This window comes from Streptomyces sp. NPDC026538 (assembly GCF_055567535.1).
This window is the reverse complement of sequence record NZ_JBVHQG010000007.1, coordinates 107034-121228: the sequence shown is the minus strand read 5'-3', so window position 1 is coordinate 121228 and position 14195 is coordinate 107034. Positions and strand designations below refer to the sequence as shown.

Genomic DNA, 14195 nt, shown 5'->3' with positions numbered 1-14195 from the left:
CCTATTGTCAATTGCCCCCTGAGGTACGCCAATTGATTGCGGTGAATGCGGCTACCCGCGTTCACCGTCGACCGGGAACGACGTACAGGTCGACCCTCGCAAGGCAAACTGAGGGGCAACGTTTTGCGCACTTCACCAAGAACCCGTTCAGCTTTACGCCGAAGAGCCGCCGCCTGCCTGACGCTCCTGAGCGCCGCGGCGATGACGGTCCTGGGCATGCAGATCCCGGCACACGCGGCGGTGCCGTCCGTCGCGCCCGCCTCGGCGGCCTCGGCGGCGAAGAAAAAGGTCGCCCTCGAACCGTCCTGCGCCACCCCCAAGAAGGGCGAGGCCGCCTGCTTCGCCCTGCGCCGCACCGACACCAAGGCCGTCACGGGCCTGCTGACCGCCTCCGTCACCCCCAGCGGGTACGGCGCCGCCGACCTGCAGAGCGCCTACAGCCTTCCTGCCGACGGCGGTGCAGGCCAGACCATCGCAATCGTCGACGCCTATGACGATCCCAGCGCCGAGGCCGACCTGGCCGTCTACCGCGAGCAGTACGGGCTGTCCGCCTGCACCGCCGCCAACGGCTGCTTGACCAAGGTCGACCAGCGTGGCGGTACCGACTACCCCGCGCCCGACGCCGGCTGGGCCGGCGAGATCTCCCTCGACCTGGACATGGTCTCCGCGGCCGCGCCGAACGCACACATCCTGCTCGTCGAGGCGGACCAGCCAAGCTTCGAGGACCTGGGGGCGGCCGTCGACGAGGCGGTCGCGCTCGGCGCCAAGTACGTCTCGAACTCCTACGGCACCAACTACAGCAGCACCCCGGGCAGCGGCGAGAGCCCCGACGAGACGACGTACGACGCCCACTACAACCACCCCGGTGTCGCCGTGGTCGCCTCCTCGGGCGACAGTGACTACGGGGTCGCCTACCCGGCCGTCTCCCCCTACGTGACATCCGTCGGCGGCACCTCACTGGTCCGGGACTCCGGCACCACACGCGGCTGGTCCGAGTCGGTCTGGAACCGCAACGGCCTCGGCCCGGGCTCCGGCTGCTCCCTCTACGAGCCCAAGCCCGCCTTCCAGACTGACACCGGATGCGACAAGCGCACCGTCGCAGACGTCTCCGCCGTCGCCGACCCGGCCACCGGCGTGGCCGTCTACCAGACCTACGGCGGTGGCGGCTGGCAGGTGTACGGCGGCACCAGCGCCTCCTCACCGATCATCGCCGCGGTGTATGCGGCTGCCGGGACACCCGTCGCAGGCACGTACCCCAACTCCTACCCCTACGCCGCAGGGACCGGTCTCCATGACGTGACCGACGGCGACAACGGCAGCTGCACCCCTGCGTACCTGTGCACCGCCGGGGCCGGCTACGACGGTCCGACCGGCCTGGGCACGCCCGACGGCCTGGCCGCGTTCCGCAGCGGCCCGCACGGCAAACTCTCCGGCACCGTCACCGACGACAGCACCGGCAAGCCGGTCGCCGGAGCCACCGTCACCACCCAGGGCGGCGGCACGGCGCACACTGGTGCCGACGGGGCCTACTCGCTCGTCCTGCCGGCGGGCAGCTACGACATCACCGTCGAAGCCTACGGCTACGCCAGCAGCACCGCCTCCGGCGTGTCCCTCGCCGACGGCGACACCCTCACCAAGAACTTCGCCCTGAAACCGGTCCCCAGCCGGACGGTCTCCGGCAAGGTCACTGACGGCTCTGGCCACGGCTGGCCGCTCTACGCCAAGATCACCGCGGACGGCGTGCCCGGCGGCCCGGTGTGGACGGACCCCCTGACCGGCGCCTTCGACCTGAAGCTGCCCCAGGGCCACGACTACACCCTGCACGTGGACAGTGCCTATCCCGGCTACACATCGCGCACCAAGAAGATCACCGTCGTGGACTCCGACCAGAGCCTGAACGTCGCGGTGCCGGCCGACCCCTGGGCGGCCACCCCTCCCGCCGGTTACTCGGTGCGGGACGAAGGCACCACCGAGCCGTTCGACGCGACCGACTCCGCCCCCAAGGGTTGGAGTGTGGGCAACGCCGACGGGACGACCGGCGGCTGGACCTTCGACGACCCGGGCTCGCGCGGCAACACCACCGGCGGTGACGGCGGGTTCGCGATCGTCGACAGCGACCACTACGGCGGCGGAGCGCATCAGGACACGCAACTGCTCAGCCCTGTCTACGATTTCACCGACAACCCCGCACCCGAGATCGCCTTCGCCAACGACTACTGGGCCATCGGCGGCCAGAGCGCGGACGTCGACGCGACCACCGATGGCGGCGCCACCTGGACCACGCTGTGGTCCGCCACCGGCACCACCTTCGGCGCGCAGAAGGTCGAACTCCCGCTGACCGACTACGCCGGCAAGTCATCAGTGCAGCTGCGCTTCCACTTCACCAGCTCGTTCGGCTGGTGGTGGAAGGTTGACAACGTTTTCATCGGCCAGCGCCACGTCACGACCCTCCCGGGCGGTCTGCTCACCGGCGCCGTGACGGATGCCAACACGACAGCGGGTCTGGTCGGCGCCACCGTGACGAGCAAGGACGACAATAAGCAGAGCACCGTGACCTTGGCCACCCCCGACGATCCCGCCCTGGGCGACGGCGTCTACGCCCTGTTCTCCTCTCTCGGCAGCCACGGCTTCACCGCGGCGAAAACGCACTACACCGGAGTCGACAAGACGGTGAAGGTGCGGGCCGACAGCGCGGTCGGCGCGGACTTCGCCCTCGGCGCCGGGCAGTTGACACTGGACAAGACCTCGGTCACCGCGTCGGTTGGCTGGGGCGAGCAGACCACCAAGACCCTGACTGTCAAGAACACCGGCACGGCGGCCGCCACCGTCGAACTGGGCGAACAGCCCGGCGGGTTCAGCATGGCCTCCGCCAACGGCGCCCCGCGCAAGCTGGTCAAGGGCTCGTACTCCCCGCTGTCCAGCAAGGCCGCCGCGACTGCCGCGGGCAAGACTGCCAAGGCGGTCCCGGGAGCCGCCGGCGACGCCTGGGAGGCAGCCGCCGACCTGCCGGTGAAGCTGATGGACAACGCTGTCGCCACCAACGACGGGAAGGTCTACTCCGCCTTCGGCTTCAACGGCAGCGCCGACACAAAGGACATGTACGCCCTCGATCCCGTCGCCGGCACCTGGTCCAAACTGGCCGCCGCGGCGGACACCCGGGAGGACCCCGCCCACGCCTTCATCGACGGCAAGTTCTACGCCGTCGGCGGCTGGGGACCCAGCGGCGATCCCGACGCCAAACTGGAGATCTACGACCCGGGAAGCGACACCTGGACCACTGGCGCCGCCTCGCCCAAGCCCTACGCCGGCTCCGGCAGCGCCGTGCTCGACGGCAAGCTCTACGTGGTCGGCGGCTGCGGGGCACAGTCCTGTGGCAGCACGGATGTCACCGCCTACGACCCGGCCGCCGACAGCTGGTCCACGGTGGCCGACTATCCGGAGCAGATCTCGTGGAGTTCCTGCGCCGGCATCAGAGGCAAGCTCTACTGCGCCGGCGGTGTGAGCGGCAGCAGCGAGGTGAAGCACTCCTACGTCTACGACCCCGCCACCGACTCCTGGTCACAGGTCGCCGACCTGCCGATCACTCTCTGGGGCTCCGCCTATACCTCAGCCAACGGCCTGCTGGTGGCCGCAGGTGGCGTCACCAACAACAGCATCACCAACCAAGCCTTCGCCCTCGACCCCCAGGCCGGAACCTGGGCCGCCCTTCCCAACGCCGACACCGCCACCTACCGCGGCGGAGGCGCGGTCGGCTTCTTCAAGGTCGGTGGCGGCGTCGCGCTCGCGACTCCCGCAACGACAGTGGAGGTGCTGCCGGGCTACGACCAGGGAGAATCGGGTGACGTCAGCTGGCTGAGCGAAAGTACGCAGCAGCTCACTGTCCAGCCTGGCAAGAGTTCGAAGGTGACGATCACCCTGGACGCCTCCGTGGCGGAGGTGACCCAGCCGGGAGACTTCACCGCCCAGCTGTCCTTGAGCTCCGACACCCCGTACTCCCTGTCGAGGCTCCCCGTGGAGATGCGCGTCGCCCCGCCCAGCACCTGGGGCAAGATCACCGGCACGGTGCTGGGGGTCACCGCCGCCGGCGGTACCGCGCCGATCGCCGGGGCCACCATCCAGATCGACACCTGGGCGACGAGCTACACGCTGACGACGGACGCCACCGGCGGGTACGCCCTGTGGCTCGACGTCCGTAACAACCCGCTCTCCGTCATCGTCGCCAAGGACGGCTTCCAGCCGACCGTCGCGACGGTGACGATCAAGAAGAAGTCCACTGTCACCAAGAACTTCACCCTCAAGAGAAAGTAGGGCCAACCGAAAGCCGGGGTGGGCCGCTCGCCAGCAGGTGTCGGCCCACTCCGGCTGCCGGCAGTGGCCGTGGCCACTGTCGTGGGCGACCTTCACGATCAGGTTCGGGGCATGGACCGACGATCCCGAGCGGTGCCGCAGGGCGGCCCTGGACCCCGACGAGGTGCGTTTCGCCACCAAGACGCAGCTCGCCGCCGCGATGCTCGAGAGGTTCTGGGCCGGCGATCACACGGCCCGCTGGGCCACCCGCGACGAGGTCTACGGCGGCAACCCGGCCCTACTGTCGATGATCGCTACGCACGGGACGGGATACGTCATGGCTCCTGCCGCACCGAAGTACACACCCCTGCTGGCAAGTTCCGTGTCGACGTGCTGATGCGCAAGGCGCCACGACGCGGCTGGCAGCAACTGTCCGCAGGCGCCGGCGCAAAAGGCCCGCGCCGTTACGACTGGGCCGCCATCGGCCTGATCCCACCCACGCGGCGGGCACCTGCCAGCTGCTGATCCGCCGCAACCGCACCACCGGCGAGGTGGCCTACTACCGCTGCTTCAGCCCGCGGCCAGTACCGCTGCCCGCCCTGGTCCGCGTCGCCGGAACCCGCTGGAAGATCGAGGAGACCTTCCAGGCCAGCACGGGCCTCGCCGGCCTGGACGAGCACCAGGTCCGCCGCCACACCCCCTGGCTGCGCTGGGTGACCCTCGCGATGCTCGCCCACCCCTTCCTGGCCGTCATCCGCGCCGACGAGCACTACGAACACCCCGGCCCCACCGGACTCATCGCCCTCACCTGCAACAAAATACGGCGACTATTCGCCCTGCCCGCCGCATCCCCGAACGGCCAACGCGACCATCGCCTGCACTGGTCCCTATGGCGTCGCCGACACCAGGCACGCCTTCGGTGCGGCCGTTGTGGTGGGGCAAGGTGAGGCCGGCGTTCACGGCGGACCGGTCGAGGACGGCGTTGGCGGACAGCGAACCGAAGCTCATGGCCGAGACATTGATCCCACACCAGGTCACCACCGTGGCGCAGGTGGTACTCCGACAGGCCGCCCTCGCCGGTGTCGTGCGCAAAGCCTCCCAAGGCGGCACCCACCTGTGCTGATGGGCGGGTCGCGGGACGGGCGAGGGGACGCCACCACCAGTCGATGCGCGGGAGGTCCGATGATCGGCCCGGATCGGCCGCGGACCAGGCCGTCTCACGTCATTGGCGCAAGGGCTACAGTTCCAAGGCGATCCGTGGATGTCTGCGTCGGCGTCACCGTCCGCGCATCGGCCCTGGCGTTCGTCCGGTGCCGGCCGGGCGAAGGGCTCCGCGGTCTCCCCGATAAGGAAGCGTCCGAGGCTGTCCGTTGAGGGCTGCATGGTGGCTGGCCGACCGGCCGTCGAGGTACCTGGTGGCAAGAGATGACGGAGGACTCGTACGGTTTCGGACAGCGCAGTAAGTACGGTCTCGCCTTCATCGGGTTGGGGCTGTGGGCCCGTTTCGCGTCGCACGACGTTCCCACGTCAGGGCGAACCGATTCGACGCAAGCGATTCGACGGGGGTTCACGACCGGCGTTGCCCAGGCCAGTCGCGCAGTGCGAAGCGCAAACGGCGCCAACCCCCGTTCAGGGGCGTCCGCTTCGGCGAGTGGCCTTCGCTCCGGTGCTCCGTGATCTGGGCCCACTCGGAGATATTCCTGTTCAGTGGCCCGATGGAGGGTCATCCGTAAGTTCGGTGGACGGCCGACGGTCACCCTCGCGCGGCCTCCAGCACCATCGCGGCAGTAGGTCGGGCCGCGGTCCGGGCCCGTTCCATCGCAACTTTTCGTGCTTCCCAAGAGCTTGCGAACCGCGGCAATCAGCAGTCGAATCGATTCCGCAACAAGGTCCGCGGGAAGTGGCTCCTCACCCTTGGCCGCTCTGCGAGACCGGCAGCACCGTGTCCCCCCGACACCTCTCGGCAATCCCACTGCACAACGGCACGTTCAGGCACTTCGGCATGTGTCACCGCCACCACCGCAACCCGACCGGGTTGCACCGGCACGGTAGGGAGTCCAGATGGGAACCACACGTACAAGACGCCGTCTGCTGCCCAGGCGCGACAGCGTCGAGCGGTTACTCGCGGCGGTACACCACCGTGGCGCGCCCCGAAACGCGTCGCCTCGGACTCATCTCCCTCCGTCGGCGGGCACGGCCCGTTCCCGGTGGCAGACGTTCGCCCGGGCGGGGGCCGCGGCCGCGCTCGTCGCCGGCGCTCTGGCCGGCGCCACGGCCACGGCCGGCACAGCTCGGGCCGCCACGTCCGGGCCCTGTGACATCTACGCGGCAGGCGGCACGCCCTGCGTGGCGGCGCACAGCACCACCCGAGCGCTGTACGCCTCGTACAACGGGCCCCTGTACCAGGTCCGGCGCGCCTCCGACAACTCCACCCGTGACATCGGGGCCCTGAGCGCGGGCGGGTACGCCGACGCCGCCGCCCAGGACTCGTTCTGCTCCGGGACGTCCTGCCTGATCACGGTCATCTACGACCAGTCCGGCCGCAACAACAACCTCACCCAGGCACCCGGCGGCGGCGCCGCGGGCGGACCTGACAACCTCGCGAACGCGACCGCCGCGCCCACCACGGTGGGCGGACACAAGGCCTACGGCGTCTTCGTGGCGCCCGGTACGGGCTACCGGAACAACCACACGAACGGCATCGCCACCGGGGACAACGCCGAGGGCATGTACGCGATCTTCGACGGCACGCACTACAACGGCGGCTGCTGCTTCGACTACGGCAACGCCGAGACGGACAGCAACGACGACGGCAACGGCACGATGGAGGCCATCTACTTCGGCAACATCAAGGTGTGGGGCTACGGTTCGGGCAACGGTCCGTGGATCATGGCCGACCTGGAGAACGGCCTCTTCTCCGGGGTGAACCAGCATTACAACGCCAACGACCCGACCATCAACTACCGCTACACGACCGCCATCATCAAGGGCGGCCCGAACCACTGGGCGATCCGTGGTGGCAACGCGCAGTCCGGCGGCCTGTCCACGTTCTACGACGGAGTCCGCCCCAACGTCTCGGGATACAACCCGATGCGCAAGCAGGGCGCCATCATCCTGGGCACCGGCGGCGACAACAGCAAGGGTGCCCAAGGCACCTTCTACGAGGGCGTGATGACCTCCGGCTACCCGTCGGACGCCACGGAGAACGCCGTCCAGGCCAACATCACCGCCGTCGGGTACGGCAACTCCGCGGGGGGCGGGACGAGTACCGGCGCGCTGCACGCGGTGGGCGCGGGCAAGTGCCTGGACGTGCCGAACTCCTCCACCACGGCCGGCACACAACTGCAGATCTGGGACTGCAGCGGCGGCGCCAACCAGACGTGGACCCGTACCTCCTCGGGCCAGCTGACCGTCTACAGCGGCAGCAGCCAGATGTGCCTGGACGCGTACGACAACCAGACGTCCGCCGGCACCAAGGTGGTGACCTGGCCGTGCAACGGGGGTGCCAACCAGCAGTGGCAGGCGAACTCGGACGGCACCGTCACCGGCGTCCAGTCCGGGCTGTGCCTCGACGTCACCGGCGCTTCCACGGCCAACGGCGCCCTGGCAGAACTCTGGCCGTGCAACGGCGGATCCAACCAGCGGTGGAGCCTCAACTGACCTGACGGGCTCCGGTCTGCGGCCGGCCCACCACCGGCCGCGGGCCACGCGTCACGAGATGCGGACACCGGACCCCCGGACACGGCACCTGGCGGGAATGGCACCGCCGAGCAGCCGTTCGCCGGCATCGACCAGGCGCGGCAGCCCGCGCACCGGCTGTCGGCCGATTCGGACGCCGTGGTCCACCTGGTAGGCGGAACCTGCCGGTTGTCCGAGCCGCTGGGCTTCGGGTCCCGCGACGGAGGCCGGAAGCGCCTGGACGCCTACGGCGGCGCCCGCGGCTCCGGCCGGCAGTCGCACCAATGGCCCTGCAAGAACACAGCCGGCACCAACCAGGACTTCACCCCAGCTGACCGTTCGATTCGTGTGCTCGTTCTCCCCACCCACTGTCCCGCACCAGTGAGGAACGCTCATGAAGAAGTGCTCGGTATCCCTTGCCGCCGCGCTGATGGCCGCGCTCGCCATCGGCGCCGCGCCACCCGCGGAGTCCGCCACCGCCACCGGGGCGCCGCCCTCCGCCGAAGGTGCTGCCGCCGCGCCCGCCCCGCTGCGGCTGATGCCGTTGGGCGACTCGATCACCTGGGGCGTCGGCAGCCCGTCCGGGAACAGCTACCGCGGTTTCCTGGGGAACCAGCTGTCGGCCGAGGGGCATGCTCTGGACTTCGTCGGCTCGGGCCGCAACGGCACCATGTCCGACCCGGACAACGAAGGCCACTCCGGCTGGCGGATCGACCAGATCGCCGGCATCGCCGACTCCGTGCTGGCCCGCTACCACCCGAACGTGGTCACCCTGGAGATCGGTACCAATGACCTGAACGGCAGTTACCAGGTCCCGACCGCCCCCGACCGGCTCCGCGCGCTCATCGACCAGATCACCCGCGATGCCCCCGACGCGACCGTCCTCGTCGGCACCGTGATCGTCTCCACCAGCGGCACCGAGGAGGCCGTCCGTCCCGCGTTCAACGCCAGGCTCCCCGGAATCGTGCAGGCCGAGCAGGCCGTCGGCAAACACGTACGGCTGGTGGACATGAGCGCTCTGACCAGTGCGGATCTCTCCGACGCGCTGCACCCCAACGACAACGGCTTCCGCAAGATGGCGGACGCCTTCAACGCCGGGGTCCAGGCCGCGGACGCGGCCGGCTGGATCAGGCCGCCGGTGTCGGCGGGCGGTGAGATGCGCTCCGGAGTCGTGGGGAAGTGCCTCGACGTCAACGACGGCAGCACCCTCAACGGAACCGCCGTGGACATCGCGGCATGCAACGGCTCCGGCGGACAGCAGTGGTCCGCGCTCTCCGACGGCACCCTGCGGGCGCTCGGCAAGTGCCTCGACGCAACGGGCCGCGGTACCGCCAACGGCACGCGAATCGAGGTCTGGGACTGCAACGGCGGCGGAAACCAGCAATGGCAGGCGTACAACGGCGGCTACCGCAACCCTGCCTCCGGCCGCTGCCTCGACTACCCCGGCTCGTCCACCACCGACGGAACGCAACTGGTCCTGTGGGACTGCAACGGCGGTGCCAACCAGCAGTGGACCGCGCTGCCGGTCACCCAGGCCCAGTGACCCCACCCGGCCGGGGCACCGACACCCGGCCGGTACCACCCCCACACAAGGAGACCGATCCCTCATGTCCTGGCTCAACGAAGAGCCCCGTCCGCGCAAGATCCTGGCCCTGGCAGCCGTACTGACAGCCGGCACGGCACTGGCTCTGGCCGGCCCTGCCAACCCCGCCGCGCACGCAGCCTCCGGCACGCTGGGCGCGGCAGCGGCCGAAAGCGGCCGCTACTTCGGCACGGCCGTGGCCGCCGGGAAGCTCGGTGACGCGACCTACTCGGGGATCCTGGACCGCGAGTTCAACATGATCACGCCCGAGAACGAGATGAAGTGGGACACCACCGAACCCTCCCGCGGCAGCTTCAACTTCGGGCCCGGCGACCAGATCGTCAGCCACGCCACCGCACACGGGCAGAGGATGCGCGGGCATACGCTCGTCTGGCACTCTCAGCTGCCCAACTGGGTCAGTTCCATCACCGACGCGAACACCCTGCGCAGTGTGATGGACAACCACATCACCACCGAGATGACCCACTTCAAGAACAAGATCTACGCCTGGGACGTGGTCAACGAGGCGTTCGCGGACGGCAGCAGCCAGCACCGCAGCTCGGTGTTCCAGAACGTGCTGGGCAACGGCTTCATCGAAGAGGCCTTCCGCACCGCCCGGGCCGCCGACCCGTCGGCCAAGCTCTGCTACAACGACTACAACATCGAGAACTGGTCGGATGCCAAGACCCAGGGCGTCTACGCCATGGTGCGCGACTTCAAGTCCCGTGGCGTGCCCATCGACTGCGTCGGCTTCCAGTCCCACTTCGGCACCGGCGGCCCGCCGTCGAGCTTCCAGACCACCCTGTCGAACTTCGCCGCGCTCGGCGTCGATGTACAGATCACCGAACTGGACATCGCGCAGGCACCGGCCGCGGCGTACGCGAACACCGTCAAAGCCTGTATGAACGTGGCCCGCTGCACCGGCATCACCGTCTGGGGCATCCGGGACAGCGACTCCTGGCGGAGCGGTGACAACCCCCTGCTGTTCGACGGCGGCGGCAACAAGAAGCCCGCCTACGGCTCGGTCCTGAGCGCCCTGGGCGGTAGTGGGAGCGGCAATCCGGGCGGCATCGTCCCGGGGACGGTGTACTCCTTGACCGACGCTGCCGCGGGCCGGGCGCTGGACGTGCCGGGCGGGCAGACGGCCAACGGCACGTCCCTGCAGGTCTGGGACGCCAACGGCGCAGCGAACCAGCAGTGGCGGGCGAGCCAGAACAGTGATGGTTCGTACACGCTGACGAATGTCGGCAGCGGGCGGGTTCTCGACGAGCCGGGTGGTCAGACGGGCAACGGCACGCGGATGGAGATCTGGGACGCCAACGGCGGTGCCAACCAGCACTGGCGGGCGAGCCGGAACGGCGACGGTTCGTACACCCTGACCAACGTCGCCTCCGGCAGGGCACTGGAAGTGCCCGCAGGGCAGACCGCCAACGGAAGTCCCGTGCAGGTCTGGGACTCCAACGGCGGCGCCCATCAGCACTGGAATCTCGGGTGAGGTGATCGGCGCGAGGTAGGCCGGAAAGCGAAAATCCGCGCTCGGTACCGCAGCGGTCGCCGGGCGCGGTTCAGGCATGCCCTCAGGCGGCCTCATCATGAGCCAGACATGGGATGTATAAAGCGGTGAATCGTCAAGAGACGTCTATTGACAGGGCGTTGAGCCTGTGGGATCACTATGCGACATGGGATGTATACGCGTTCCCTGCGAGTGCTCTCGGGCACTCTGACGGGAGCGGTCGACACCCCTCGCGCACCTTCTCGGACAGGCACGGCACTCTCCGTCCCCTTCCCCCCGCCCATGCGAGGACACAGAATGCAGCCTCCATCCGCTCCGCCCTGTCGCCCCACCGCTCCTGCGTCGCGCCTGTCCGCGGCGGCCGCCGCGATCGTGATGGGGCTGCTGGCCGTGCTGCTGGCGACCGGGCCGACATGGTCCCCGCCGGCGTCGGCGGCACCTCTGGTGAGTTCGGCGCCCCAGGGGTCCGGCCCGTGCGACATCTACGCCACGGGCGGGACCCCGTGCGTCGCCGCGCACAGCACGGTGCGCGCCCTCTACCGCTCGTACAACGGCCCCCTGTACCAGGTCAGGCGCGCCTCGGACAGTGCGACCCGGGACATCGGCCTGCTGGCCCCCGGCGGCTTCGCCGACGCCGCGGCCCAGAACGCCTTCTGCGCGGGCACGAGTTGCGTGATCACGGTCGTCCGCGACCAGTCAGGGCACGGCAACGACCTGTGGTACCAGGGCTCGGCCCAGGTCCCTGGATCGAGTCAGAGCAGCCCCGCGAAGGCGACGTCCGAGTCGTTGACCGCCGGGGGCACCAAGGCGTACTCGCTGTACATCAACCCCGGGAACAGCTACTGGCGGGACGGCCACCTGACGGGCGTGCCGACCGGTGCGGCACCCGAAGGGGCGTACATGGTGACCAGCGGCACCCACGTCAACGGCGGCTGCTGCTTCGACTACGGCAACAGCGAGACGACCAGGAAAGCCGACGCGGCCGGGGCGATGGACGCGATCAACTTCGGCACCGAGTGCTGGTTCGGCGGCTGTTCGGGAAGCGGTCCCTGGGTGCAGGCCGACCTCGAATGGGGGCTGTACCCAGGCGGCAGCACGTCCTGGAACCCCGACCAGCGTGCGTTCGCCGGCAAGTTCGTCACGGCGATGCTGAAGAACAACGGCACGTCCAGGTTCGCCCTCAAGGGCGGCAACGCCCAGTCGGGCGGCCTGACCACCCTGTGGGACGGCGCGCTGCCCGGCGGATACAGCCCCATGAGGAAACAAGGGGCCATCGTCCTGGGCAGCGGCGGCGACTGCTGCAAGCCCGGCGGCGGCGCCAACCTGAGCGCCGGCACCTTCTACGAGGGAGCCGTCGTCGCAGGCTATCCCTCCGACGCGACCGACAACGCGGTGCAGGCGAGTGTCACCGCCGCCGGCTATCGCTGAACGCCCGTCAGTTTTCCCGACCCGTCCAGGAGTAGATGTCCCATGCCCACGACCAGTCCGCTGCCCCCACTGCTGTCCCTGCGCAGAACCCTGGCGTTCACCCTCACCACCGTGCTGCTCGCCGTGGCCGCACCCCTGATCGCCCTCGGTACCGCACCACCCGCCGCCGCCCTCGGCAACGGACTCGCGCCGACTCCGCAGATGGGCTTCAACGACTGGAACGCCTACGGCTGCGACGTCTCCGAGGCGCTGATCAAGTCCACCGCCCAGGCGATGCACACCAACGGCATGCAGGCGGCGGGCTATTCGTACGTCAACATCGACGACTGCTGGATGACCCACAGCCGCGACTCCGGCGGTCACCTGGTGCCGGACCCGGCGAAGTTCCCCGACGGCATCAAGGGCACCGCCGACTACGTCCACTCGTTGGGCCTGAAGCTGGGGATCTACGAGGACGCGGGCACCGCCACCTGCGCGGGATACCCGGGCAGCCTCGGCCACGAGACCACGGACGCGCAGTCGTTCGCGTCGTGGGGCGTGGACTACCTGAAGTACGACAACTGCAACAACACCGGCGTGCCGGCCCGGACCCGGTACACCGCGATGCGGGACGCGCTCGCGGCCACCGGCCGACCGATCCTGTACAGCCTGTGCAACTGGGGCCAGGAGAACGTGTGGACCTGGGGCGCCGACGTGGGCAACAGCTGGCGCACCACGGGAGACATCAGCCCGACCTTCTCCAGCATGCTGTCGATCTTCCACAGCAACGTGGGGCTGGCCTCCTACGCCGGACCCGGCCACTGGAACGACCCGGACATGCTGGAGGTCGGCAACGGCTCGATGACGGCCACCGAGAACCGCAGCGAGTTCAGCCTCTGGGCGGAGATGGCCGCGCCGCTCATCGCCGGCACCAACATCCCCCAGGCGAGCGCCTCCACTCTGTCCACGCTGACCAACTCCCGGGTGATCGCGGTCGACCAGGACCCCCTCGGCAAGCAGGGCACCATGGTGTCGTCCGCCGGCGGCCTGGACGTGCTGGCCAAGCCGCTCGCGAACGGGGACGTGTCGGTCGCGCTGTTCAACGAGACGGGCTCCACGGCGACCATCACCACCACCGCGGCCGCGATCGGGAAGACCGGGGCGTCCGCCTACACCCTCACCGACCTGTGGTCGGGCGGGTCCTCGACCACCTCCGGCACCATCAGCGCCTCGGTACCGGCCCACGGCACGGTCATGTACCGGGTCGCGGGCGGCACCAGCAGCGGCGGAGGCACCGGCGTGACAGGGGAACTGCACGCGGTCGGCGCGGGCAAGTGCCTGGACGTGCCCAACTCCACCACCACCGCAGGCACCCAGGTGGAGATCTGGACCTGCAACGGTGGCGCCAACCAGACCTGGACGCACACCGCATCCGACCAGCTCACCGTCTACTCCGGCACCGGTCAGATGTGCCTGGACGCCTACAACAACCAGACCACGCCGGGCACGAAGGTGGAGATCTGGCAGTGCAACGGCCAGAGCAACCAGCAGTGGACGCTGAACTCCAACGGCACGATCACCGGCGTCCAGTCCGGCCTGTGTCTGGACGTGACCGGCGGGGCCACGGCTGACGGAACCCTCGCCGAGCTGTGGACCTGCAACGGGAGCAGCGGCCAGCAGTGGACGCTGGGCTGACTCCCCCCTGCCCCTCGGCACCGCCACGGAGGA

General features: G+C 69.5%; 4 protein-coding genes and 3 pseudogenes. All 7 read left to right on the top strand.

Features of this window, described 5'->3' with window-relative positions; translation table 11 throughout:
* The first annotated feature begins 201 nt into the window (after positions 1-201).
* Entirely contained in the window at positions 202-4308 is a 4107-nt protein-coding gene (locus tag ACZ4N4_RS27105) for a carboxypeptidase regulatory-like domain-containing protein (RefSeq protein ID WP_467593119.1), read from the top strand.
* Between the two features lie 76 nt (positions 4309-4384).
* Positions 4385-5207: pseudogene (locus ACZ4N4_RS27100) on the top strand (IS701 family transposase); the annotation flags it as partial.
* 1141 nt (positions 5208-6348) lie between these two features.
* The gene (locus ACZ4N4_RS27095) at positions 6349-7947 is read left to right on the top strand and encodes an arabinofuranosidase catalytic domain-containing protein (RefSeq protein WP_467593115.1); all 1599 of its coding nucleotides are present in this window, start codon (positions 6349-6351) and stop codon (positions 7945-7947) included.
* Between the two features lie 412 nt (positions 7948-8359).
* Positions 8360-9508: a ricin-type beta-trefoil lectin domain protein gene (locus ACZ4N4_RS27090; protein ID WP_467593112.1), complete on the top strand. Its 1149-nt coding sequence runs from the start codon at positions 8360-8362 to the stop codon at positions 9506-9508.
* A gap of 64 nt (positions 9509-9572) precedes the next feature.
* Positions 9573-11033 (top strand): annotated as a pseudogene (locus tag ACZ4N4_RS27085) (glycoside hydrolase family 10 protein); the annotation flags it as partial.
* A 480-nt stretch (positions 11034-11513) separates the two neighbouring features.
* Positions 11514-12488 (top strand): annotated as a pseudogene (locus ACZ4N4_RS27080) (arabinofuranosidase catalytic domain-containing protein); the annotation flags it as partial.
* Between the two features lie 42 nt (positions 12489-12530).
* On the top strand, positions 12531-14162 hold the full coding sequence (locus ACZ4N4_RS27075; protein ID WP_467593109.1) for a glycoside hydrolase family 27 protein: 1632 nt from the start codon (positions 12531-12533) through the stop codon (positions 14160-14162).
* The last annotated feature ends 33 nt before the right edge of the window (positions 14163-14195 follow it).